Genomic DNA, 26,595 nt, shown 5'->3' on the forward strand with positions numbered 1-26,595 from the left:
GTGATTTGAAGTAAAAAGAAAAAAGCGATGACTTCGTATCTTATATGATAGAAATTTCCTGAGTTACGCTGGTAATCTTCGATGTTTATGATCAACTAAAATAGGAAGATGGAGGCTACAAGTCCTTGTATGATTCTGGTAAGCATGTATTGGAAATTTTAAATTAATATACATGAAAGTGGATGGGAATACTACATTTTGTTGTAACGGGTTCTCCGTTACAATAAGCAGGTGTCCAATCGGGCATGATACGAATTAAACGTAATGCCTCTTGATCTATTAACGGTGAAACTGATTTTGTAATTTCTGCATCACTGAGACTACCGTCTGTATTAATTGTGAAACGAACAATAACATTGCCTTGTACGTGGTTTTGTAAATCTTCTTTGGGGTATTTAGTGTTGTAACTTAGGAAAAGAACAAGAGAACTTTCTCCTCCGGGAAAAAGTGCTTTAGTATTGCGTGAATTGGAGTCTGCAATACAGTTGTTAAATAGATCTGTTTTATTAGAAACAGAGGAAATGGAATCCATACGTTTGAGTTCAGCGTAATATTCATTCATGCGCTCTTTTGTGAAATCAAGGCCGATCTCAAGTAGGTATGTTCCTTTTTTGGGTAAATATCTCTTCGTAATTGTTTGGGTTTGATAGTCTGGATGTTGAACAGTAAGGGTAATAGAGTCTGAATGTATTTTAGGAAGCTGTGTCCTTCCAAATGGATTTGTATGAAAGCCTTCTTCTCCGATTTCTTTTACGGTGATTAATGCGTTAGCTACTCTTTCTCTTGTCAATTGGTTTTTAACTTGAACCGTTATAATTACTCCTTTTTTAGCCTGTGAGGTTAACGGTGAAAAAAGGAGAAGGGAGAGAGTTAAAAGTTGAATTATGGTTTTCATGTTTTTTTGATTAAGTGCAAAAGATGATCTAAAACTATAAAAAAATCCAAACAAGGATGGTACGAAAAGCTTCCCAAGCTTCTTGAGGACTTGTAGGGACAGTCTGGCCGTTTGACAAGCATAAAAAAAGCGGAAACTCGAAAGTTCCCGCTTGCAATATGTAGAAGTCTGTACGACTTATTTATTCAACATAACTGGCATAACCAACATCAAGATGTCTTCTGCCTCGTTTTCGTTTTCTGCTGGTAAAAGAATACCTGCTCTGTTCGGTTCACTCATCTCAATTTTCACTTCTTTGCTTGAGATGTTGTTTAACATTTCCATTAAGAAACGAGAGTTGAAACCGATCTCCATATCGTCGCCATTGTAATTACACGTCAAGCGTTCGTTGGCTTCGTTAGAGAAATCTAAATCTTCTGCAGAGATTTGTAAATCTGCTCCAGCCATTTTTAAACGTACTTGGTGTGTTGTTTTGTTGGCGAAGATAGATACACGCTTGATAGAACTTAATAAATCCATACGATCTACACTCAATACGTTAGGGTTCTCTTTAGGAATTACCGCTTCGTAGTTCGGGTATTTACCGTCGATTAATCTACAAGTAAGTACTGTATCGTTGAATTCGAAAATTGCGTTGCTTTCGTTGTACATGATGCGTACTTGCTCTTCACCTTTTAAGTTCGACTTTAATAAGTTTAAAGGCTTCTTCGGTAAGATGAAAGATGAGCTACCTGTACTTTCAGCATCTGATCTTTTGTAACGAACTAATTTGTGTGCATCTGTTGCAACAAAGATGATATCGCTTCCAGCAAACTGAACAAAAACACCACTCATTACCGGACGTAAATCGTCGTTTCCTGTAGCAAATAAAGTCTTGTTGATAGCCTCAGAAATGATCTCACCTGAAAGTGTAATGCTATCTCCGTTTTCTAAAGAAGGTGATTTTGGGAAATCATCTCCGTTGTATCCCACCATTTTAGATTTACCGTTGTTGTAAGTAATCTCTATGGCGAAAGTGTTGTTGTCTACTGTAAAAGTCAAAGGCTGCTCTGGAAGGTTTTTCAACACGTCCAATAATATTTTGGCAGGAATACAGATTTTTCCGTCTTCGTTGGCCTCAATATTCATAGCAGTTTGCATCGTTGTTTCTAAATCTGATGCAGAGATGGTTAAAGTTCCATCGTTTATTTCGAACAAAAAGTTGTCTAAAATAGGAAGGGTGTTGCTTGTGCTTAAAACACCACTGATGCTTTGTAATTGCTTTAATAAGCTAGTACTCGATATTACAAAATTCATTTCTAATTGTCATTAATTAGTTCAATTAACAAATATAACCGAACATTTGAGATGATCTTCTTTCTCTCTTTATTAGTTGTTCACGTAGTTGTCAACAACAAATATTTAGTTTTCTGTTTCTACAAAAATGTCTTTACCAATAAGGATAGGACCTAAGCCTATTCCAAATCTTCCTCCAATTTGAACACGTACTAAGTTGTCTTCTTTTGTAAAGGTCCACAAGTACTCCATGCTGAAGATGTTTGTGTCTGGGCGACTTGGTACATCATCTATATAATCGTAGAAATTGTAGGTTTCAACTTCTCCTTTTTTCGGCGTAATTTTCAATGAGTAATGCGGAGTTGTCCGTTTCATACTGTCGATCTGCGCATTGTTCATGGTGTAGTTTTGTTGGTTGAAATGTATATTGTCAAAAGCATTTAAAAAGCTCAACAAGTTTTGTTTGTTTACGTTCAATACTTCTTCTCCTGTTCTGGCTACGTAATCACCATTTTCTAATTGAATGTTGTAGCTTTCCTCTGGAGTTTGAGCATTCACCAACTCTACGCCTTGTATATTGTTTTGTTCAAAGGCGAATAAATCTGAACAGGCCCATTGTTTAGGATCTACGAAAAATCTAGGTTCAATTATACCATTCAATCCTTCCATATCCATAATTACAGGCTGGTCACTTTTAATGTCTGGTGTTTGCAGCAACATGTAAGTTCCGTGGTGATCTGGCGTACCATGCCCAACGAACCAAGTTTTAACTAATTTGCCGTTTTTGTAAATGTCAACCTGCTTCGCTTTAGCAGCCATAAGTTTGTTTACCGTTGGCTTTAGTTTATCATTAACATATCCTTTAAAACTGATTTTTCTAAAGGCTTCTAAGATGTTTTCTACGGGGTTGTCTTGTACACAGTTTCCATTGCCGTCTTTCCATTCCTCGTCTTTTTTAACAAGGGTAAAGTCTACGTTGAACAAGGGGTCGTAAATCACAATTTTGTCTACTTCTTCCACGTTTTCAACCTCGAAATTGATCAATTCTGTTGGGTCCGACTTTCCTTCGTTTTTAAGGGCAGTTTGCGTGTAGTAACCCAAAACAGCCAATAGGGCAACAGAGGTAAGGAGTACAATAATTTGTTTCTTTTTCATTATTTGGCGTATTTTCTTTTTCTAATAAATAAGGTAATCATTCCAAGTAATAGTATGCTTCCTAGTGGAATAACTAGGTTAATTGCTTTGTAGAAACCGGCTTGTTCTACCACTTTTTTCTTGTCGGTTGGGTGAAGATCTATGGATCTACTTCTTACAGAAAGTAAGGCTTCTTCACCCATCATGTAATCCACTGCATTTTGCATGAATTCAAAGTTTCCTTTCGGGAAAGGATTGTCTATTAAATCTTCTATTTGGTAAGGCCCTGAACGCTTTTCATAATATTTGTAAGAGTTGGTTTCAGGCACGTAAACGGAGTCGTAATACTGGTTGGCAAAGAAAGTACCACTACTTACTACCATTACTTTTCCTGGAGCTTCACTTTCTGCCAAGAAACGTGCGTCTGGGTTGTCAGTATACGTTGAAATGATTCTGTTCTTAAAGGCTGAATTGAATTTACCCTCAACAATGGCCCCCAACATTTTTTTGTTCATGTCGTTGTTTACATCTGCAAAGTCCGGTAACTCACCCAAACGTGTCATTCCTAAAGAAACCAGCATAGATCCTTGGCCGTGAACTTTTGAGTTGTTGGAAGAGGTTAATAAAATGTGTGGTTGAATGCCGTCTTGTTTTACAAATTGTAAGCTAGAGGCATACATTAAAAATACGGGGTCAACCTGACTACTAATGGGGTGTTCTGTACCTTGAGAACGTATGTAGAAGTACCAAGGTAGTGGTCGTGTTTCTTGACGTTTACTTAAGAAGAAGTATCCATAGTTGGCATCCACCACTAGGTCTTCGTTAATTTTGATACCGTAGTCATACATTAATTCTTCTAAACCTGTTCTCTTTCTACGGGTATAAACGGTTTGATTTCTTCTTAATGAATCGTTATTGATTTCTAGGGGAGTAGAGAAGACCATTAATTTACCACCCTTCATCAAGAACTGGTCAATTACAAATTTGTCTTTATCGCTAAACTTACTTTGTGGGTCAGCGATAATTAAACCGTCTAGTTCATCAAGTGCATTGATTTGACCGTCTATAGTTACATCTTGAAATTCGTAAGCATCTTCTAATTGTCTTCTGAAGTAAGCTGTTTTCGGAGCAGGTAATTCACCATGACCGTGCAATACCCCTATGCTTTTTTTAGAAGTTCTTGCTGCCTTGTCTATGGCCTTCATTAATTCGTACTCTATGTTGGTAATACTGTTTTGTATTTTCTGGTCCAACATGGCGTTAAGGTCTGCATTACCTCCTTGTAAGAATTGAACATAACCAGAGGTGATACCTTTGTATTCTACTTTGGCTCCTGGGAAAACAACCAGTTTATCAGCAGTACCATTGCTTCTGAAATTTACAACGAGAGGAACAAGACCGTTTCCTTTGTCCATCAATTGTTCGCTCAACTCTTTAAAGTCTGCTTCTGTTCCTTCGGTTGGGTCAATAAATTCATACTCTACTTTTTTACCTGCGTAGTATTTGAATTCATCCAATTTGTCTTTGATAGAATTTCTTAAACGACGTAATTCTGCAGGCAATTTATCACCTTCTAAGTATACCTTAAAGAGTATTCTTTCCTTTAATAAAGAGTCCGAATCCAATACCTCTTTAGTCGATTCTGTTAAAGAATAACGTTGGTCTTCTGTTAAGTCTATTCTAAAATCTGTAGCCCAAACTAATATGTTTACCAAAACAACTCCTGCTAAAACGATAAGGAGAAGAATAGAATAATAAACGCTTGATGATCTTTTTGTGTTTTTCATGCTCGGGTTTATTTACGCATTAATTTAAGTACTGAGTGAGTAGCGAAAAGGAAGAAGAAAATTACTCCGAAGAAGTAAGTTAAATCGCTCATTACGATAACTCCCTTTTTGATCGATTGATAATGAGTGTCTATTCCTACAGCTTTGATTACTGAATCTAAACCTGCAAAGTTGGCGTAGCTCCCTAACATAGAAAGTCCGTTATAAAAGAACCAACACAAGAAAAGGGCTATAATAAAGGCCACGATTTGATTACTTGTAATTGCTGAGCAAAATATGCCTATGGCAACAAAGCAAGCGCTTAATAGGAATAGTCCTAAGTAAGAAGTGATGGTGGCGCCATCATCTATAATTCCTACTGGGTCTCCTAAATAGTGCATAGAGATATAGTAAACCAAAGTGGGTAATAAGGATATGATTACCAAAGTAACGCCAGCCAAGTATTTTGCCATCAAGATTTTAAAATCAGACAAGGGTCTGGTGTACAACAATTCTATGGTACCCGATCTTTTTTCCTCGGCAAAAGAACGCATGGTAACGGCCGGAATTAAGATCAATAAGATAAGTGGGGCCATGCTGAAAAAGGGTTGTAAATCTGCCAATCCTCCTTCTAATAAATTGAAATAGTCTGAAATCACCCAAAGAAACAACCAAGTGATTACAAGGAAAATAGCTACGAAAATGTAACCAAGAATGGAACTTAAAAAACTACGTATTTCCTTAAAATATAGGGCTCTCATTATGATTATTTTTGTCAAAATTAAGGCTTAAAAATGCCCATAACCGAATCAATTCGCAAACTTTTGAATAATTATCCTTTAATAAGTCAAGTTCTTACGAAAGTTACTTGCTTTTATACAGGTCTAATTAGGGTTGAGGGAAGCCGTTAAAGTAGGTGTCTACCGACCAGGCTTCTGCCTTTGCGCCAAACCAAGGCTTAATGGTTGACCAAACGCCTTTGAATAATTCGCTGTAACGGTAATTGTTTAAAGCGGCTTCATCGTCCCAATCGCTGTAGGTGAAAACTACATGCGGTTGGTGTATGTCTTGCAATAACTTCATGCCATTGCACCCTTCAAAACCAGCAACTCTTGTATTTATAGTGTCGAAGAAAGTTAAAAAGTCTTCGAGTTTATCTTCTTGAAAAGTGAGTTTTACTATTCTTAACATATTAAAACAAAGATTCTAATGTAGTTCTAGATCCACGCGGACTAAATTCTATACGAATAACATCTCCTTCTTTCAATCCAAAAAGTGAATTCGCTCCTCCACCGTTACCAGGTGTACCTTTATTGATGGCAATTTCCAAGTTGTCTGTATCATTAAACATGGCCAATCTTTCTCCCGGAGGAACTTCGTTGTAACCCGCAGAAATTTCATCGATGTAGTACTCTTTCTTTCTAAAAAAGATGGTGAAAGGAATGTTTTTACCCATTCTGTCGAAATCTTCCTTAGTAATGTTGGTGATTAAGTTTCCATAGTTGTCTACATGGATAACTCTACCTTTAAGTACATTGGGTTCAATAACTGGATTGGCAACAACCTTTCTTCGTATGCTTGTTTTTTCACTTCCTAATTCTTCGGGAGCTACACCTTGCGCTAAGGCAACGGCTGTAGGGGCCAAAATATTTTTAGTAGGAAACTTCATCAACTTGGGGTTGGATAGAACATTGTCTATCGTCCACATACCTTCTGCGGCATCATTCCCTAAAATCAAAGAGAAAATACCATTGTCTGTAGCCACGATGTATTGGTCTTTGTAGCGAATGAAGCTGGGCAAAGCACCTGCGTCAGGATCTCCAAAGTTTACTATGGGCTCGCTATCTACACCTATCAAATGCACCGTGTTGGCGGGGAAATCTTTTAAACAGTTTTTAATGTAGAAGGAAGCTTGCGCTATATTGAAAGGGTTGATGTTGTGTGAAATGTCTACAATCTGAAGCTTACTTTCCACTTTATACATCGCGCCTTTTAATGCAGCGACGTAGTGGTCGTTTAAGCCCATATCTGTAGTTAATGTCACAATATTCATGTATCCTTTTTAAAGAAAGTTTTAAGAAGAAGTAATTTCCCTAATTTTGAGCCAAAATTAATCTTAATTTTAGATATTGTAAGTTTAAAACAAAGAGAATTTGCACGAAAAGAAATTTGAAATTCAAGGGATAAATCCCATAGAGCTTGTGGGTGTGAACAATGAGAAGCTGAAAGTGATTCAGGCTTATTTTTCCAAACTTAAAATTGTAGCTCGCGGTAATGTAATTCTTGTTAAAGGCGATGAGGATGAAGTTAAAAGGTTTGAAACGAAATTCAAACTCTTGCTGAGTCATTTAGACCGTTACAACGAATTAACCGAAAATCATATAGATAACCTTATGCTAGACGACGGCGCTAAATTGTTAAGTGGCGATGGGTCTGAGATTCTAGTACATGGTAATTCCGGAATTAAAGTAAAAGCAAGAACCTATAATCAGCGAGAGTTGGTTAAGGCGGTCAACAAAAATGATATGGTTTTTGCTGTTGGTCCTGCAGGAACGGGTAAAACGTACACGGCAGTTGCTTTGGCGGTAAGAGCGTTAAAGGCAAAAGAGGTGCGTCGTATTATTTTAACCCGACCGGCAGTTGAGGCAGGAGAAAATCTTGGTTTCTTACCCGGAGATATGAAGGAAAAGTTAGATCCTTACATGATGCCTTTGTACGATGCCTTAAGGGATATGATACCGGCAGAAAAGTTAGCAGACCTAATAGAATTAGGGGTGATAGAAATTGCTCCCTTAGCATTTATGAGGGGTAGAACTTTGGATAAAGCCTTTGTGATTTTGGATGAAGCACAGAACACCACGGTAAGTCAAATGAAAATGTTTTTAACTCGTATGGGTAAAAGCGCTAATTTTGTCATCACCGGAGATGCATCGCAAATTGATTTACCGCGTAAACAAAAATCGGGGTTGATATTCGCATTAGACGTATTGAAAGGTATAGACGGGATTGGGATGATTCGTTTGAATCAAAACGATGTAATTCGTCATAGAATAGTTAAGCAAATAATAGAAGCGTTCGATAAAGCTGAAGAAAATGAGTAAAGCAGTTACAACAACTAACTTTAATTTTCCTAAACAAAAGGGAGTGTACCACGGAAAGGTAAGAGAGGTATACAATATAGATGATAACTACATGGTGATGATTGCATCGGATAGAATTTCGGCATTCGATCACATCTTGCCAAAAGGAATTCCTTACAAAGGTCAAGTTTTAAACCAAGTAGCTACAATGTTCTTGAAAGCTACAGAAGATATCGTTCCTAACTGGTTAATTGGTACACCAGACCCAATGGTTGCTGTTGGTCATAAGTGTGAGCCATTTAGAGTTGAGATGGTAATTCGTGGGTATTTGGCAGGACACTCTGCACGTGAATACAAAAGAGGTGAGCGCGTTTTATGTGGGGTTACTTTACCAGAGGGAATGAAGGAAAACGATAAGTTTCCAGAGCCTATCATTACTCCAGCTACAAAAGCAGACGAAGGTCACGACGAGGATATCTCAAGAGAAGAAATTATCAAGCAAGGAATTATTGCGGAAGAGGATTACATTCAATTAGAGAACTACACAAGAGCATTGTTCCAAAGAGGTACTGAATTGGCTGCTGAAAAAGGATTGATCTTGGTAGATACGAAATACGAGTTCGGTAAGAAAGACGGTAAGATTTATTTAATTGACGAAATTCATACCCCAGACTCATCTCGTTACTTCTATGCAGATGGTTACGAAGAGCGTCAAGCAAAAGGTGAGGCACAAAAGCAATTGAGTAAGGAGTTTGTTCGTCAGTGGTTAATCGAAAATGGTTTCCAAGGGTTAGAAGGACAAACAATGCCTGTAATGCCAGATGAATTTGTAGAAACGGTTACAGAAAGATACATAGAGTTGTACGAGAAGATAGTTGGAGAGAAATTCCAAAAAGATTCTACAGAAAACTTGAATGAAAGAATAGAAAAGAACGTAGTTGAGTTCTTAACAAAAGAAGGTTTGGTGTAAGAACCTTTTAAGATATAGAGAAGGCGAGACGAAAGTTTCGCCTTTTTTTTGTGAGGGATAATTGTTTCCGCCTCGCAAACTACAAGCGCCTAACCCTCTAAAAATCTAACTCTCTAAAAGTCTAACAGTCTAAGGAAAAATTGTTTTCCACATTCCAAAGAGTTATTATCTTTGCACCCATGCAAGAAAAGATTTTAATTCTCGATTTTGGTTCGCAATACACGCAGTTGATCGCGCGTCGTGTGAGAGAGCTGAACGTATACTGTGAAATACATCCTTGGAACAAAGTTCCTGAAATAGGTGAGGATGTAAAAGGTGTAATTTTATCAGGAAGTCCATTTTCAACAAGAGACGAAAATGCGCCAAAACCTAATTTAGATGGAATAAAAGGAAAACTTCCATTGTTAGGGGTATGTTTTGGAGCACAATATCTTGCATTGAATTATGGAGGTGAAGTATTGCCTTCTAAAATTAGAGAATACGGAAGAGCAAATCTTTCTTTCGTAGATCAGGATAACGAATTAACAGTAGGAATGAGTGATAACTCTCAAGTGTGGATGTCGCACGGAGATACCATCAAAGAAGTTCCTTCTAATTATAAAATTATTGCAAGTACACCAGATGTACGTGTAGCAGGATACAAAATTGAAGGGGAGACTACTTACGGTATTCAATTCCACCCAGAAGTTTACCACTCGTTAGAAGGTAAAGTTTTGTTGGAAAACTACATTGTTAACATTTGTGGATGTGCCCAAGACTGGACGCCAGATTCTTTCGTTGAAGAAACGGTAGCTGATTTAAAAGCGAAGTTAGGAGACGATAGAGTAATCTTAGGTTTGTCTGGAGGTGTTGATTCATCTGTAGCGGCTGTATTGTTACACAAAGCTATCGGTAAGAACTTACACTGTATTTTCGTAAATAACGGTTTGCTTAGAAAAAATGAATTTGATTCAGTTTTAGAAAGCTACCAAGGTATGGGGTTGAACGTAAAAGGAGTGGATGCTTCTGAGCAATTCTATGCAGAGTTGAAAGGATTAACTGATCCAGAAGCGAAACGTAAGGCAATTGGTAAAGTCTTTGTTGATGTATTCGATGCAGAGTCTAAATTGGTAGAAAATGCAAAATGGTTAGGTCAAGGAACTATTTACCCAGACGTAATTGAGTCAGTTTCTGCAACAGGAGGACCATCTGCAACAATTAAATCTCACCACAACGTTGGAGGTTTGCCTGACTACATGAAATTACAAGTAGTAGAACCTTTAAGATTGTTGTTTAAGGATGAGGTAAGAAGAGTAGGAGCATCTTTAGATATTTCACCAAATATTTTAGGTCGTCACCCTTTCCCAGGTCCAGGACTTGGAATTAGAATTTTGGGAGACGTTACCGCAGAAAAAGTGCGAATCCTTCAAGAAGTAGATCACATATTCATTTCTTCGTTAAAAGAAGATGGATTATATGATGATGTTTGGCAAGCAGGTGCTATCTTCCTTCCAATTCAATCTGTAGGGGTTATGGGAGATGAGAGAACGTATGAAAATGCGGTTGCTTTAAGAGCTGTAACATCAACAGATGGTATGACGGCAGATTGGTGTCACTTACCATACGAATTCTTGGCGAAAGTATCGAACAAGATCATTAATCAGGTTAAAGGTATCAATAGAGTTACTTACGATATTAGCTCTAAGCCACCTGCAACCATAGAATGGGAATAATTGAATGAGATTTATTGGAATTTTAGTTATGATGTTGTTGGCTTCTACGCTTGTAGCGCAAGAAGGAGCAAACAAAAAGGATAAAATAGAAACTACAATGGTGAACGGGAAGAAATGTCTCGTTCACGTTGTTGAAAGTGGAAATACACTTTACAGTTTACACCGTCAATACGAAGTGGCTATTGCTGAAATAGTTGCCTTAAACCCAAATGCTGAGGCTGGGCTTCAGGTGGGGCAGGTGGTCTATATTCCGCTCGAGAATTCCAATATTCAAACACATAAAATTCACATCGTAGAGGCGAGGCAAACCTTGTATGGTATTTCTCGCCTTTACGATGTTTCTGTAGCTGATATTGTAGCTTTAAATCCAGGTGCGGATCAGGGCTTACAAATTGGTCAGCAATTGAAAATACCAACTTTAGATGTAACCTCTACACCGGTAAAAGAAGTTGAGAAAAATACTTCACAACCTATCGTAAATAATCAACCACTCGTACCTAATACGCCAAGTGTTCAATGGCCAGATAGCGTAGAAACGCACACGGTTCAAAAAGGTGAAACACTTTATAGAATTGCTTTGGCACACAAAGTAACCATGCTGGATATCGTTAAAGAAAATGATATCGTAAATGGTGAAATTAAAGTAGGACAAATTTTAGTGATCCCTACAAAGGAAAAGGCTCCAGTATTTGCTGAAAATGCCATTCCATTTATTTCAGACTCTAATTATGTTGCTCCGAAATTCGAGCAAAAATCAAAATATAAGGTTGCGGTTATTTTACCCTTCCACATTACCAAAAATCCAGAAGTACTCTCTGGAATGATAACGCCAGCTACAGAATTGAATAAGTTAACAGATTTGTCTGTTGATTTTTACATGGGGGCGAAAATGGCCTTGGATTCTTTGGCAAAACTGGGCTTGACTGCGGAGGTTAAATTTTATGACTCGAAAGCGAGTGCGGCTGAAGTTGAGAGTATATTAAAAGGATATGATTTTAAAAATACAGATATCATTATAGGACCTTTGTTCAATCAAACCATTACTCCTGTAGCGAATTGGGCAAAAGCGAACAACGCAAGAATGATCGTTCCTTTTAATGCCAATACTTCTGTTTTGAAAAGCAATCCTTACGTAAGTTTTGCTCTACCTTCAGATCTTACTTTAATTAAGTCATTGGCGCATTACTATGCTTTAGAGCATGGAGATGATAATGTGGTTTTAGTGAAAAGTGGTTTAGCGAAAGACAATGATGCTTACAGAGTTTTTAGAGAAGAGTTTAATCGTTTAACTACACCCCAATCGTACAGAGCTGTATTGAAAGAGGTGCAATTAACAGATGCAGGTAAAGAGTTATCTGCAGCGATTGTTAAAGATACATTAACTGTCTTCGTTGATTTGTCATCAGATAAGGCACATGCCATGCGTTTTTTAACGACCTTGAATAGGGTGAAAAACGAATCGAAGCACGAAGATGCAAGGGTTGCTGTGGTGGGTGTAAATGATTGGATGAAATTTGATGATTTAAGTAATTACTACAAGAATAGATTTCAGTTGCATTATGCATCGCCAAATCATTTAGATTATTCAACACCTGCAATGAAAACCTTCGTGACGTCTTACAGAACACTTTATAACGCTGATCCTTCAAAGTATGCAGTGCAAGGTTTTGATGTGACTTACGCTTATTTGAGTCAGTACCTTTTAATGCGCAATGTAAATGAAGGTTTGATGAATGATATTCGCCTTGAATCGAGAGGAGTAGGAAACGGAACAGAAAACGGAACTTGTTTTATTTTAAAACAAGAGAATTTTGAAATCAAGAGAGTTGGAAAAGTCATTAACCAAAGAGTATATTAAGGAACAGTTCATGTTGCTGCAAGATAGAATTTGCAGTAGATTAGAAGAGCTAGACGGAAAATCAAAATTTCATCAAGACCTCTGGGATAGAGCAGAGGGAGGAGGCGGAAGAACCCGCATCATACAAGATGGAAATGTACTCGAGAAAGGTGGTGTTAACTTTTCTGCCGTTCACGGACCCGTGAGCGAAATGATGAAAAAGCAATTAAAGCTTGATGGCAATGAGTTTTTTGCTACGGGCGTTTCCATAGTATTGCATCCTCACAGCCCGCACGTACCCATAATGCACATGAATGTACGTTACTTTGAATTAGATTCAGGTGTACATTGGTTCGGGGGAGGTATAGATATGACACCCCACTATGTGATACCAGAACAGGCAAGTTTATTTCATCAAGGTTTAAAGGATATTTGCGACAAATACAATCCTCAATTTTATCCAGAATACAAGAGATGGGCAGATGAATATTTTTTCATTCCTCACCGCGATGAAACAAGAGGTGTGGGAGGGATTTTCTATGACCATATAAAAATCAATTCTGAAGGCGAAAAGCAAATGATGCTTGATTTTGCAATTGATCTTGGTGATGCTTTTGCAGATTTATATAAAGCTCAGTACGCATTAGGTAAGGATAAGGAAGTACTACCGGAACATACTTTATGGCGTAATCTAAGAAGAGGTCGTTACGTAGAATTTAACCTGGTTCACGATAGAGGTACAGCTTTTGGCTTAAAAACAGGTGGAAGAATAGAATCAATATTGATGTCATTACCTAAAATGGCAGGTTGGGAGTATGATTTTCAAGTAAAGGAAAATTCTAAGGAAGCACAAACACTCTCATACTTAAAGAGATATGTTGATTGGATTAAATAATCTTAAAAAAATACTCAACGAGTAGCAACCGTAGTAACAACCTGACGTTTTACTAACAGAAGGCAAAGAATTACATCTTTGTGTGAAGATTTACACAAGGATTTTGTAATTTGTTAATCAGAGAAGAAGAGACGTTTTCTTAATCTAAAAGCACGTCGAAATCTTTTTTGTTAACGTAACTTTAAGCCTGTTTGAAAAAATATTTAACTGTATAATAATGAAAGTTTTATTACTAATTGCTGCTGTTATGTCCTTGTCCTTTGTAGGGATGGAGTCTACAACAACACAGCCGACTGAAAATCAAACCGAATTTAATCCAACAAACGATTGGCAGGTATTTGGAACCTATGATGGAATTACTGTGGAGTATAAAGAAGCAGAAATTCAAAGAAAGCATTGGTCGATTATTGTGGTGTTGTTTAAGTATACGAATACAACAAGTTCAGATTTAAGCATGACCTTTAAAAGGTCTTATTACATGGATGGTGAGTGCAGAAATTGTAGCAAAATTAATACAGGTGAGCACACTTTTACAGTAGAGGTTCCAGCAAACGGATCTGTAGAAGGAAGTAGTTCTAATTTTAAGAATGAATTATACGTCTTCAATAGATTTACAAAGTTGGTTCCGGGAATGGATGATTCTCAACTTACGAATGTAGAATTCCTTGATGTAGAAGTTAAATAATTTGAAATTGTAGTTATGAAAAAGTTTTTTGCATCATTATTAATTTTAGTGTCGTTTGTTTCTTTCGTGGGGGCTCAAAGTACAATTCCATGTCAGTTAACAATAACGCCTTCAGATACAGTTTCTATTTTTTGTGGTGATTCTTTACGAGTTGTCGGTTCAGGTTTAGGAACACCTTTGTTTAATTCAGATTTTAACGGGAGCCAGTTAGATGTTGGTTGGGCTTCTTCTCAAATTCCTCTTTTCTCAAACCCTTGTGGTCCTTCTTTAGATGGTACACCTTCAGCGTGGTTTGGAAACGGTACGGATCCAAGAGAGTTAGTAACGATTAGTTATGACATCAGTTGTGGTGCTCAAGTATGTTTTGATTTAGATTTTGCAGATCATGATCCTTGTGGTGGTTGTCAAGATTGTGAGCAGCCAGATGCACCAGGAGAAGGTGTGCATTTTATGATTTCAACGGATGGTGGAGCAACCTTTACGGATGTTTTCTATTTTGCTCCGAGTCCGACGAGTGCACAACCATGGTACAGCTGGGGTAATTATTGTTTTGATTTCCCTATCAACCCAGCCAATACGAATGTGGTGTTTAAATGGTACCAAGATGTTACCTCAGGAACACAGTTTGATCACTGGGGGATAGATAATGTTTCTATTAATGCAGGTAACTGTTCATACACTTATGATTGGTATGACGGAAGTGGTAACACGAACCTTTCAGATACAAACACGTTGGCCGTTTCACCTCCAGATGACGAGTCTTATACTTTATACTACACAGATGGTGTAGATACATGTTCACAAACAATTTTTGTGGATGTTATTCAAATGACAGCTACGGCAAGTGCAGATCCAGATAGTGTGGGTTGTTTTGATTGTACAACGTTGGATATTGTTCCTGCTAATGTAGCTCCTCAAGGTTTTTCAGAATACTTTGATCCAACAACAAGTGCTACAGTTTGGGATCATATAACAGGTGGTGCCATCGGTGCCGGATGTTCGAGTTATTATCAAAACTCCATGTTCTTTAATGGAACCGGTACTAGAGAAGCAGTAACCAACCCTGTGAATACGCAGTCTTGTTCTGTACTATCTTTCTGTTTGTATATGGGAAGTCAATACAGTTCCTCTACTTGTGGTAATGCGGGTCCTGGTGAGGATATAGTTTTACAATACAGTACTTCTGGTGGTCCTTGGACAACTATAGCGGTCTACGATGAGAGTATTTGGGATTTATCACCGAGTTGGAAATGTTACAACGTTAACCTTCCAGCAAATGCTCAAGGAAACGCCGTACAATTTAAATGGGCGCAGCCTACACACACGGCTTCTCTTACAGCTGATAACTGGAGTTTAGATCATATCTCTATGACTTGTGCTCCACCTACATTTACTTATGTATGGGAGCCTGCAGGACAGATGAACGATAATACATTAGCTAACCCATTAGCGTGTATGGCAGATACCTCTCAAAACTTTATTGGTACTTTAACCAATACTATTTCTGGATGTTCTGCAACAGACACTACACGTGTATACATTAAAAACTGTGGTTGTGAGATTACAAATTTCACAGCGGCAATAGATACTTGTCAAGGAAACGGAACCTTTAATGTTGAGGGAGGTGTTCTATTCTTAGATAACCCTGCAACAGGTGACTTAGTTTTCCAAGCATCAAATGGATCGGGAGTTTATACAGATGTTCAAACAGGACCGTTTACTGAAGACTCTACTTACACGTACTTAATTACAGGTATTCCTTCAGATGGAACGCCATTGGAAGTTATGGTCTTCTTCGTAGATGAAGATACTTGTTCAGATACTTTATATTTTACCTCGCCTATAGCTCCAGTATATCTAGGAGGTACGGGTACGGGAACGTATTGTGCGGGTGACCCCGTGGATGATGTAGTATTTGATGTTACAGGTACAGGTCCGTTTGAAGTGCATTATACCTTTAATGGAACGCCAACAATTGCTACTTCAACAACAACGAATTTCAATTTAGGTAATGCTGAAGGTTTATATGTAATTGATACTTTATTTGATGCTACTTGTTACTATGTGGTGAATGATACCTTTGAAATTATCGTTAACCCACTACCAAATGTTTTTGCAGGTACCGATCAATTGATTTGTGAAAACGAAAGTATTACACTTTCAGGGCAAGGTGCACAAACCTATGCTTGGGATAACAACGTACAAGATGCAACGCCTTTTGTGCCTGGAGTTGGGGTGGTCATGTACACAGTAACAGGTACAGATGCCAATGGTTGTGTGAATACAGATTCTGTAGAAATCACTGTTGAGGCTTTACCTGATGTATCTTTTACTTCTGATGTAGTGAATGGTTGTATGCCTCTAACGGTTACTTTCTCCAATACAACGGCAGGTAATATCGCTACATGTGAGTGGTTTATCAATGGTGAGGTGATTACAAATACAGGTCAGGATGTTGTCTACACTTTTGAAAATTCAGGTACTTATGATATTGAATTAATCGTTACAAGTACAAATGGATGTACAAACTCTTTATTAGAGGCGGCTTACATAGAGGTATATCCTCTACCAGACGCAGCCTTTGATGCTTCTACTTTCTTAATAGATAATATTGAAAGTACGGTTGAATTCTACAATGAGTCTACTGGTGCTACAAGTTACTACTGGAACTTTGGTGATGGAACAGATTCTATTACAGATGAAAATCCGATTTATGAGTTTGATGGAATTACAAGTGCAAGCTTTAATGTTGAGTTAACTGCAGTGTCACAATACGGATGTATAGATAAAATCATTCACCCAGTTATCTTATCTGGACAAACGATTTACTACATCCCGAATACATTTACACCGAATGGTGACCCATTCAACAATGTGTTCCAACCGGTATTTACAAGTGGTTTTGATCCGTATGATTTCCAAATGGTGATCTACAACAGATGGGGTGAGCAAATTTTCATCTCTAACGACGCTAAAGGATATTGGGATGGAACTTACAAAGGTAAATTGGTTGAAGATGGCATCTATACTTGGAGAATAGAATACAAGTCTCTAGGTAATGATGAACGTACAGTAATTACCGGAAATGTGACTGTCATCAGATAGGTAGAAAATATTTTTCAGACAAGGGAAGGACAATTAAGTTCTTCCCTTTTTTGTTTCAATGCAATAGTGTTATATTTACCATCTTTTGATGTTTGTCAGGTTAAATATTAAACAGTAGCGCTTGTGTCAACTATAAATGTCCTTTGGGCATGTCCCAGACAAATTATTTTCAAAAATTAATGTTTAATTGGCAACTCCAGTAGCAGGAGTTCGTTTTAAAATTGAACCCCAAGCAAGGGCAGTTGTTAAAATTTTAAATATTTTATTAAATAGCTGCTAATCTTAGGGTTGACTTAAATTAAACCAAAGTGAGAACCATATAATAGAAAACTATAGACAAAATGAAAAAACTAGTTTCAATTCTTTTTTTGTTTACCGGCCTAGTTGTATTCGGACAACAGTCTACAACAACTATGAGTGCGGCGGTAAACAATACCACTGTGAGTACTTGTGATGAATTTATTATAGATTCTGGGGGACAAGGAGGTGCAGGTTATGGTAATAATGAAAATGTTACGGTGACATTTTGTCCTTCAACACTGAACGATACCATTTATTTACAGTTCAACCTTTTCGATTTGGATTTAACTCCAGATGCAACAGGCGCTGTAGATTCTATGATTATTTACGATGGGAACAGCACAAGTTCACCAGTTATTGGTTCTTACACGGGAAATAGCATTTCTTCGAATACTGTTTTTCAAGCCAGTGCTACGAATGCATCTGGATGTATTACTATTCAATTTATTTCAAATGCGGTAGGTCCAAACGGAATGTATACGGCAGCAGTTACTTGTACACCACCTTGTGCGGATCCTTACGCAGCAGGAATTATTTCGAATGGTGATGCCGTTGACAGTATAGCTGCCTGTGTAGGGGAGGTCGTTACTTTTGCAGATAACGGGTCTTACGCGCAACCGGGTTTTTCTTTGGTGGACTATGAATGGGATTTTATGGATGGAACAAATGCTAATGGTTTAAACGTTGGTCATGCATTTGATAACCCTGGAGAATATAGAGTACAATTATATGTAACAGATAACAATGGATGTACGAATCCAAATTTAATTGACCTTAAAGTATACGTAGCAACTGAACCTGTTTTTACGGGATTCCCAGCGGATACTACTTTGTGTTTAGGTGAACAAATAAGTTTGGTGGCTACACCACAATCCTACCCTGTACAATGGTCTGGTTTCCCAGGTTCTAACTCGGTAACGGATGGTTGTTTGTACGATAATATGTTGGGTCAGCCACAAACAATTAACCTGGTGCAAACCGGATTTACTGCTGGTGCAACAATGAACAGTCTTGCAGATCTTCAAAGTATTTGTTTGGATATTGAACACTCATTTATGGGAGATTTAGTGATTTCTATTGAGTGTCCAAATGGTCAATCTGTAACCTTGCACCAACAAGGTGGAGGAGGTACTAACCTTGGTGTTCCGGTGGCAGCTACGAATATAGATTGTAATGACCCAGCAACTCAAGGTACTCCTTGGACCTATTGTTTTACGCCAACGGCTACACAAACGTGGGTGGCTGCAGCACCTGTGGGAGGAGCATTGCCAGCTGGTAATTATGCTTCTGTGAACTCTTTGGCAGGATTAATTGGTTGTCCATTAAATGGAACTTGGGCCATCAACGTGATTGATAACTGGGGGATAGATGATGGTATGATTACTACTTTCTCAGTAAATTTCGATCCGAGTTTGTACCCAAACATTACCACTTTTGAACCGGGGATAGGGAATAACTCAGATTCTTCATACTGGGATCCTACATCACCAATGATAGGTTCTATAACGCCAGATGGAAACTCTTTGACGACGGCAATTACTCAACCTGGATCTTATACTTACGATTATTACGTAACCGATGATTTCGGATGTACAAATGATTCAACCGTTGTGGTAACTGTAACTGCAAACCCACAAGCCGATGCAGGATTGGATACAACGATTTGTTTAACTGCCAATAACCAAGTTCAGCTAGAAGGTGGTATTGCTGGTGTGTCTACTTGTGATTACGTGCTTAGACTGGAAGACTCTTGGGGTGATGGATGGTCAGGAAATTCCATTAATGTGAATATAAATGGAACTACTTCAAATTATACGTTAACAAATGCTCAGAATGGAGGAGACTGGGTAGAGTATACATTAACAATTCCGCATGGTGCACCTTACAGTTTGTCATTCTTGGCAACCGGTACTTTCGCTAATGAATGTGAGATTATTCTTTATGATCCAACAGGAGCTGTGGTAATTCAGTACGGACAAAATGGTCAAACGCCTACTTCACAGACTTTCTCTTTTGTTGGAGATTGTTTAGGGAATTTAGATTTTGCATGGACTCCTTCTGCCATTTTAAATGATGCTACGTTAAGTGATCCTATTGCAACCGTAAGTCAGCAAGTAACTATGTATTTAGAGATGTATCCAACAGGACACCCTTTATGTAGTACTTCAGATTCTATGACCATCTTCATTGAATCTACATCGAACCCTGGGAATGATACAAGTATTATGTTCTGTACCTATGATGCACCCGAAGATTTATTTGGGTATTTAGGTCCAAATGCAGAACAAGTGAATGAGCAATGGTTAGATACAGCATTAAACGTGATTCAAATGCCATTTGATCCTTCTGTTATGCCATCGGGTACCTATGCTCACGTTGTGGGAAGTTCGTGTACAGATACAGCCTTTATTGATGTAACAGTTGTTGATTTTGATATACAAATTACACCAACAGATATTACCTGTAACTCAGCCAATGATGGTCAAGTTGTAATTACCGATCCAAATGGTGTAACTTATACCATAAACGGACCTGGTGGTGCTCAAATCAACACAACAGGACAATTCAATAATTTAGCGCCAGGAACTTACAATGTTATTGTAGAAAGCTTAAACGGTTGTACAAAAGATACACTCTTTGCCTTAACAGAACCAGCTCCATTACAATTAACAAGTTGGCCGAGTGATACTATTATTTGTGAAGGCTTTACTTTGCCTGTATCTGCTCAAGGAAATGGAGGAAGTTCACAGTTGGTTTACACGTGGTTTGCGAATGGAACGCAGGATCAAGTAGGGCAGAATGTTGGTTTAACGCCGATTACCTCACCAACACAATATTGTGTAGAGTTGAGTGAGACATGTGGTTCTCCAACAGTTACAGAATGTTTTACGGTAGAATTCCCTGAAGATATAGTGGCAGATATTGTACCGGATGTTAACAGTGGATGTTACCCTGTGCCAGTAGTGTTCTCAAACAACACAGCTTCATCTGATGTAGCGTCTGTTACTTATGATTTTGGGGATGGAAACACCATTACACAAGATGACTTATTACCTGTGAGTAATGTATTTGAAAATCCTGGTGTTTACACAGTAACTGTTACAACTACTTCTATCTACGGTTGTGTATATACAGAAGTGTTTACGGATATGATAGAGGTCTTTGATTATCCACTTGCAAATATTTCGGTATCTCCATCAGAGGCATCTATGTTTGATCCTAACTTTAACTTTACTGCCAATGGTTCTGTAGATGCTACGAATTTATGGTGGACTTTTAACGGAGCAATCAATGGATCTTCTACACAATGGGAGCCTCAGGTAAGCTACCCAGATTTAGAAATTGGAGAATACCAAGTAATGTTAGTGGTAGAAAACGACTTCGGATGTCAGGATACTGCCTATACAACTGTAAGTGTGGTAAGTGATGTTGTAATTTACGCACCAAATGCATTTACACCGGATGGTGATGAGTATAACCAGAATTTCAGAGTGAGAATTATGGGGATAGATCCTTATGATTTCACCCTAGAAATATACAATCGTTGGGGAGAATTGATTTTTGTATCTAATGACCCGGATAAAGGTTGGGATGGTACTTACCAAGGGAAAGTTGTACAAGACGGTGCATACGCTTGGAAGATTAGAACAAAAGATAGAATTGATGATAATGTTTATACGTGGACAGGTAGTGTCACGGTAATCAAATAAATAAAATAACAACAATGTAAGGGCATCTTCGGATGCCTTTTTTTGTTTTATGACTATGCTCTATTATTTTTGCAAAAAAGAAACTTATGAAATGGATAGGCAAAAGAACCAGTGTGGTAGATCAAAAGGATACTCTTTCTTTTGTTATTTATCCTGAACCCATAGGTTGGAAAAAGCACCTTATAGGGTTTTGGTTTCTACTCTGGTTGGCTATTGGAGCCTATGTAACTTCAGAATTGTTTAGAGGTTATGAAGAAAACCAGCAGATAGTCCTCTTCATTTTCATGGCATTTTGGATGTATTTTGCAGTTCGCGTTGGAAAAACAACCTTATATCAATACTTCGGAAAGGAGTTGATCAAGATTAATGACCATGAATTGATTTTAAAGAAAGCAACGGGTTCTTATGGTAAGTCGAACAGACTTTTTCTAGAGAATATTACAAAAATGCGTGAGGTAGAATTGAAAGACAATAGCTTTCAAAGTATATTTGAAAACTCTCCATGGGTGGCCGGTACACCACGTATTGAATTTGAATACCTTGGTAAAACTTATAGCTTTGGAAGAAAATTAAACCCAAGTGATAGAAGGTTAATTTACAATTACATCACCAAGCGTATTACCAAAAATGTAAGACAAGCCAATAAAGCTTAAGCTTCTTTGGTTTTAAAGGAGACACTGCTAACGCGTCGCGTCAATTTTCCATCAATTTCTTCTTCACGTATCATAGCCTTGGCCAAAGGAGTTTCAAACACCTCTTTTAAATTTTGAATTATACCCGCTGGAATATTTTCCTTTAAGCAATAGTTCATAATTTCTTGGGCATCATGTTGCATTATTTTGGCGGCCAATATTTTTTCTAGTTCAGTGCGATTTGAGATGCGGGCAACGTTGCTTGAGAATTGATCATCAAGCGGAATTTCATCTAATTCTAGAAAGTTGCAAAGTTTGGCGAATTGCTTGTCATTACCTATAGCAAAAGTTAAAAGCTTATCATCCTTACTGCTGAATATCTCACCATAGGGAGCAATATTTGGGTGGAGTGAACCTATGCGTTGAGGAATGTGGTTGTTCATTAAATAATTCGACGCTTGATTCATTAAAGAAGCCACCGCCGTTTCATACAAACTCACCGTTACAACGCTTCCTTTCTGGGTTTGTGTTCTGTTCAAAAGCGCATTCAGTATTCCTTCCTTCAATTGGTGGCCTGCCAAAACATCTATCAAGGCAACAGGCATTTTAATAGGGCCACTATCGGGTTTTCCATTCATAGACATAAAACCACTTTCTGCCTGAAGAATTAAGTCATATGCTACTCTATCACTTTCATTGCCATAACCATTAATCTTACCAATGATGAGTTGTGGGTTAATAGAAAGTAAAGTATCATCACTAATGTTGAACTTTTCTTGATCTCCTTTTTTGAAATTCATCAACAAGACATCTGCATGTTTTATAAGTTCTTTTAGGCGGAGTACATCCTCTGACAATTTCAGATTCAAAGAAGTGTATTTCTTTTTGTAATTGATAGCAGAAAAATAGGCGGAAAAACTACTGTTTTTATCTTCACTGGCAAGTTTCCATGATCGGGTAACGTCTTTATAAATGGGGTGTTCAATTTTTGTAACATCCGCTCCCAATTCTGCAAAAAACATTCCCACAGAAGGTCCTGCCAATACGCTCGAAAGATCAATTACTCTGAGTTGTTCAATAAAGTTTTTCATGCTATCTATTTCTTGAAGTAAAATTAAAATTATTACAGGGATGAAAGGATGTCCTAACTTCAATTTGCTCCTACTTTCATCACTTATCTTATTTTTATCGGCATAATTCAGAGTATATGTTAAAAGTTGATTTTATAGTTGATAAACTAGGGTTGAAAAGCAAACAAATTGAACAAACCTTACTGTTGTTTGAAGAGGGTGCAACCGTGCCGTTTATTGCGCGTTACCGAAAGGAGATGACTCAAGGTTTAGACGAAGTTCAGATTACTGAAATTCGAGATGAATCAGCGAAATATGATGAAATTATTGCCCGACAAAGTAGCATACTTAAACGTATCAAAGAGCTCGGTAAACTCAACGAGGAGTTACAAGATAAAGTAGCCTCTACTTTTGATATGGGTAGTTTGGAGGATATTTATTTACCCTACAAGCAAAAACGTGTGACTCTTGCTGAAAAAGCTCGAAAAAATGGCTTGGAGCCTTTGGCGAAAATAGTAATGAGTCAAAACGCGGCGAACCCAGAGGGGATAGCTCAAAAATATGTTAAAGGTGAAGTGGATTCTGTAGACGCGGCACTTACTGGAGCCAAGCAGATTATTGCAGAATGGATGAATGAAAACATAGGCTTGAGAAATACCTTGCGTAAGATGTATGCTTCAAAAGGTGTTTTAGTGAGTAAAGTAGTGAAGTCCAAAATGGAAGAGGCTGCAAAGTACAAAGACTACTTCACTTTTGAGGAAAGTTTAAAGCGTTGTGCATCCCATCGTTTTATGGCGATAACCCGTGGACAAAATGAAGGCTTTTTGCGTGTGAAGTTACAAATAGACAAAGAGGATGTACAGCATTTGTTACGTCGTTTCTTTGTGAAAGGAAACAATGCATCAAGTGAGTTGGTTTTAGATGCAGCTGAGGATGCTTTCACACGTTTGTTGGCGCCCAGTATAGAAAATGAGTTTTTAGCCCGTAAGAAGGAAGAAGCGGATGAGGGGGCAATTAAAGTTTTTACGAAAAATTTGCGCCAGCTACTACTTGCTCCTCCTTTGGGAGAGAAAAGAATATTGGCCATAGATCCAGGTTTTAGAACAGGGTGTAAGGTGGTTTGTTTAGATGAAAATGGGAAATTGCTCACCAATACGACCATTTATCCTCACCCTCCCCAAAATGATCAGGCGAAAGCCAAAAGTAAAATTGCGCAGTTGGTGCAAGCTTACAAAATAGAAGCTATAGCAATAGGTGATGGAACAGCTGGAAGAGAAACGGAATACATGGTGAAGAGAATACTCTTTGATCGTGATGTTCAGGTATTTTCTGTAAACGAGGATGGCGCTTCGATTTACTCCGCAAGTCCTATCGCAAGAAAAGAATTTCCAGAGTTTGATGTCACAGTTCGTGGGGCCGTTTCCATAGGTCGCCGTTTAATGGATCCCTTATCTGAATTGGTGAAAATAGATCCGAAATCTTTGGGGGTTGGACAGTATCAACACGATGTAAACCAAACGAAATTAAAGGTGGCTTTAGATGATGTGGTTGTTTCATGTGTGAATAGTGTAGGGATAGATTTAAACACAGCCTCTCCGTATTTATTACAGCATGTTTCTGGACTAGGTTTAGGATTGGCCGAAAATATAGTAGCCTACAGAGATGAAGAGGGTCGCTTTGAAAACAGAAAAGACTTGTTGAAAGTGAAAAGACTTGGTGCCAAAGCTTATGAACAAGCGGCTGGTTTCTTGCGTATACGTGGAGGTGAAAACCCTCTGGACAATACAGCGCTACACCCAGAACAGTATCCGTTAGTAGAAGAGATTGCAAAGCGCAAAAAGGTGAAGGTGGAAGATGTTTTAGGAGATAAAGAAATGTTGTCTCAATTGAATCACGAAGACTTTAATTTTGTGGGTGCCTATACTTTTAAAGATGTGATTCACGAACTTCAAAAACCAGGTCGCGATCCTAGAAATAAAGTAAAGGTACTGGAGTTTGATCAATCCATTAAATCTATTGCAGACTTATCTTTGGGTAGAAAGCTGAGAGGAATCGTAACCAACGTAACCAACTTTGGTGCTTTTGTCAATATAGGTATAAAAGAAAACGGACTCATTCATAAATCTCAATTGGCAGATACTTTTGTGGAAGATCCAAGCGATTACATACGTTTAAATGAGCACGTAAATGTAGAAGTAGTAAGTTTGGATGTGGAACGCAAAAGGATAGGTTTAAAGCGTATTTAAATAGCCATAGGTCTGGGGCTTCGAATCGGAGGAATGTTTAATTTAATTCCAATTTCCAAATAAGTTGAGGTTCTAGGAAGCTGATTAAATATACCAGAGAACCCTGTGTTTGCGTAAAGGTTAAGATAGCCCAGTTGTTTATTGACCCCAAGGTAGATGCGTTGAAAACTAATCCATTCTTCGTTAACTTTTCCTGTAAAGTATTCTGTGCCTATGTACAATTGCGTGTAGGTTTGAAGGTAGCTTTTTCTAATAAGTCTTTGACTTCTGATATGGCTAGGTTCATAATAGAATAAATGCTTGTAATGTCTGAAATTGAGCAAGTAAAATTGATATTGTATTCTAGGAAAGAAATTGTTTTCAGAGGTGTATTGAAGTGAAAGGTTTATACTCTGCCTTTTGAATCGTTTGTGATATCCTAAGGAGTAGAACTGCTTTTGCTGATTCAAATGAAATCCATAATCAGCTTTAAACCCTGAGAAGTAGTTGCCTATTTCGGAATTTGGATCTACAAAGATAGCAGGAGGTGTTGGGGGTGTCTCGTAAGGACAATGGATTAGACTTCTGTATACAACAGGTCCTATTTTTCTTCCGAATTCATTTCTAGTAACAGGAAGGAGTGCATGGTAGTAGCCCTTTTTTCTCCATTTGGGTTCTTTCCAGACAACACGTTCAAGTTTCAAACTATCCTCGAAATATTCATCAGGATTGGTGATGTATCCTTTATAGATCTTAACTCTAACTTTATTGGGTCTGAGTAAGGGAAATTTATAGTAACCACTTTTGTATATGATGGGGTCATAAATTACCTTTTCGTTTATCCTTAGGTCCAAGTAGAGTATTTTTTCCTCGTCAGCACAAAGATCACAAGCTTTTGATTTTGTTTTGTAAAACAATTTGTAATTGTCGTAATCCTTTGCTAAAATTTGTGTGTAATATTTACCGGGTATAGAATCCCTACTTGAGGCTCTTCTCCAAAGCACAGGGCGTTGACTTAAGGTGGAGTCTGCATTGAAACGGGCGTAATATAATTTATGAACTTTACGCAGATCATAATATTTGAGATGTCCCAAATAATAGAGCCTTACATAGGCTCTCCCTCTGTAAGTTAAGCGTTGTTCTACACAGTTGTTAATAAAATCATAGGCAGGCTCTATACATACTTTTACTCGCTGAACAACAATAGAATTCACCTGTCCATAAGTGGTGGACAAACTCAGGAAGATAAGCAGTATAGTAGTGTAAAGTTTGAGCATAAAAAAATCCCGTTACAACAATAACGG

At 37.9% G+C, this 26,595-nt stretch carries 19 protein-coding genes; 10 read left to right on the forward strand and 9 right to left on the reverse strand.

From position 1 onward, the window contains the following. Nucleotides 1-163: 163 nt before the first annotated feature. The 7 genes from BM327_RS09375 to BM327_RS09405 all read right to left on the reverse strand — a co-directional run bounded on the left by BM327_RS09375 (nucleotide 164) and on the right by BM327_RS09405 (nucleotide 7,123). Nucleotides 164-895 (reverse strand): energy transducer TonB, encoded by a 732-nt coding sequence (locus BM327_RS09375; RefSeq protein WP_090248745.1) that lies wholly within the window; start codon nucleotides 893-895, stop codon nucleotides 164-166. 177 nt (nucleotides 896-1,072) lie between these two features. Next, the gene (gene dnaN, locus BM327_RS09380; protein ID WP_090248747.1) at nucleotides 1,073-2,191 is read right to left on the reverse strand and encodes a DNA polymerase III subunit beta; all 1,119 of its coding nucleotides are present in this window, start codon (nucleotides 2,189-2,191) and stop codon (nucleotides 1,073-1,075) included. A gap of 105 nt (nucleotides 2,192-2,296) precedes the next feature. Further along, entirely contained in the window at nucleotides 2,297-3,325 is a 1,029-nt protein-coding gene (locus BM327_RS09385) for a hypothetical protein (RefSeq protein ID WP_090248749.1), read from the reverse strand. After that, nucleotides 3,325-5,091, reverse strand: coding sequence for a gliding motility-associated ABC transporter substrate-binding protein GldG (gldG, locus tag BM327_RS09390; RefSeq protein WP_090248751.1), 1,767 nt, complete (start codon nucleotides 5,089-5,091; stop codon nucleotides 3,325-3,327). The genes BM327_RS09385 and gldG overlap by 1 nt, the downstream gene beginning before the upstream one ends. A gap of 8 nt (nucleotides 5,092-5,099) precedes the next feature. Beyond that, the gene (gene gldF, locus BM327_RS09395; protein WP_090248754.1) at nucleotides 5,100-5,831 is read right to left on the reverse strand and encodes a gliding motility-associated ABC transporter permease subunit GldF; all 732 of its coding nucleotides are present in this window, start codon (nucleotides 5,829-5,831) and stop codon (nucleotides 5,100-5,102) included. A 127-nt stretch (nucleotides 5,832-5,958) separates the two neighbouring features. Continuing rightward, nucleotides 5,959-6,261: a putative quinol monooxygenase gene (locus BM327_RS09400; RefSeq protein WP_090248756.1), complete on the reverse strand. Its 303-nt coding sequence runs from the start codon at nucleotides 6,259-6,261 to the stop codon at nucleotides 5,959-5,961. Nucleotide 6,262: 1 nt separating this feature from the next. After that, nucleotides 6,263-7,123, reverse strand: a complete 861-nt coding sequence (locus tag BM327_RS09405; protein WP_090248760.1) for an SAM hydrolase/SAM-dependent halogenase family protein — start codon at nucleotides 7,121-7,123, stop codon at nucleotides 6,263-6,265. A gap of 100 nt (nucleotides 7,124-7,223) precedes the next feature. Between BM327_RS09405 and BM327_RS09410 the strand changes: the two genes are divergently transcribed. The 9 genes from BM327_RS09410 (at nucleotide 7,224) to BM327_RS09450 (ending at nucleotide 22,017) form a co-directional block, all read left to right on the forward strand. Further along, on the forward strand, nucleotides 7,224-8,171 hold the full coding sequence (locus tag BM327_RS09410) for a PhoH family protein (RefSeq protein ID WP_090248762.1): 948 nt from the start codon (nucleotides 7,224-7,226) through the stop codon (nucleotides 8,169-8,171). Then, the gene (locus BM327_RS09415) at nucleotides 8,164-9,120 is read left to right on the forward strand and encodes a phosphoribosylaminoimidazolesuccinocarboxamide synthase (RefSeq protein ID WP_090248764.1); all 957 of its coding nucleotides are present in this window, start codon (nucleotides 8,164-8,166) and stop codon (nucleotides 9,118-9,120) included. The genes BM327_RS09410 and BM327_RS09415 overlap by 8 nt, the downstream gene beginning before the upstream one ends. 179 nt (nucleotides 9,121-9,299) lie before the next feature. Then, the gene (gene guaA / locus BM327_RS09420; protein WP_090248766.1) at nucleotides 9,300-10,832 is read left to right on the forward strand and encodes a glutamine-hydrolyzing GMP synthase; all 1,533 of its coding nucleotides are present in this window, start codon (nucleotides 9,300-9,302) and stop codon (nucleotides 10,830-10,832) included. A gap of 4 nt (nucleotides 10,833-10,836) precedes the next feature. Then, complete coding sequence (locus BM327_RS09425) at nucleotides 10,837-12,690, forward strand: amino acid ABC transporter substrate-binding protein (protein WP_090248768.1); 1,854 nt, start codon at nucleotides 10,837-10,839, stop codon at nucleotides 12,688-12,690. Then, the gene (hemF, locus tag BM327_RS09430) at nucleotides 12,659-13,564 is read left to right on the forward strand and encodes an oxygen-dependent coproporphyrinogen oxidase (protein WP_090248770.1); all 906 of its coding nucleotides are present in this window, start codon (nucleotides 12,659-12,661) and stop codon (nucleotides 13,562-13,564) included. Before BM327_RS09425 ends, hemF begins: the two co-directional genes overlap by 32 nt. 217 nt (nucleotides 13,565-13,781) lie before the next feature. Continuing rightward, a complete protein-coding gene (locus BM327_RS09435; protein ID WP_090248772.1) occupies nucleotides 13,782-14,249 on the forward strand; it encodes a hypothetical protein in 468 nt (155 codons plus the stop codon). 15 nt (nucleotides 14,250-14,264) lie between these two features. Next, entirely contained in the window at nucleotides 14,265-17,354 is a 3,090-nt protein-coding gene (locus tag BM327_RS09440; RefSeq protein ID WP_090248774.1) for a T9SS type B sorting domain-containing protein, read from the forward strand. Nucleotides 17,355-17,695: 341 nt separating this feature from the next. Further along, nucleotides 17,696-21,364, forward strand: a complete 3,669-nt coding sequence (locus BM327_RS09445; RefSeq protein ID WP_090248776.1) for a PKD domain-containing protein — start codon at nucleotides 17,696-17,698, stop codon at nucleotides 21,362-21,364. A gap of 86 nt (nucleotides 21,365-21,450) precedes the next feature. Beyond that, nucleotides 21,451-22,017: a hypothetical protein gene (locus BM327_RS09450; protein ID WP_090248778.1), complete on the forward strand. Its 567-nt coding sequence runs from the start codon at nucleotides 21,451-21,453 to the stop codon at nucleotides 22,015-22,017. On the opposite strand, the gene BM327_RS09455 is transcribed toward BM327_RS09450, so the two are convergent. Next, entirely contained in the window at nucleotides 22,014-23,087 is a 1,074-nt protein-coding gene (locus BM327_RS09455; protein ID WP_090248780.1) for a CaiB/BaiF CoA transferase family protein, read from the reverse strand. The two genes, BM327_RS09450 and BM327_RS09455, sit on opposite strands and share 4 nt — an antisense overlap. A gap of 116 nt (nucleotides 23,088-23,203) precedes the next feature. Here BM327_RS09455 and BM327_RS09460 point away from each other — a divergent pair, with 116 nt between their 5' ends. Beyond that, complete coding sequence (locus BM327_RS09460) at nucleotides 23,204-25,312, forward strand: Tex family protein (RefSeq protein WP_090248781.1); 2,109 nt, start codon at nucleotides 23,204-23,206, stop codon at nucleotides 25,310-25,312. Here the strand turns inward: BM327_RS09460 and BM327_RS09465 are convergent. Next, nucleotides 25,309-26,568, reverse strand: a complete 1,260-nt coding sequence (locus BM327_RS09465) for a hypothetical protein (RefSeq protein ID WP_139230322.1) — start codon at nucleotides 26,566-26,568, stop codon at nucleotides 25,309-25,311. The two genes, BM327_RS09460 and BM327_RS09465, sit on opposite strands and share 4 nt — an antisense overlap. Between the last annotated feature and the right edge of the window lie 27 nt (nucleotides 26,569-26,595).

Source organism: Lishizhenia tianjinensis (assembly GCF_900116425.1).
GTDB lineage: Bacteria > Bacteroidota > Bacteroidia > Flavobacteriales_D > Crocinitomicaceae > Lishizhenia > Lishizhenia tianjinensis.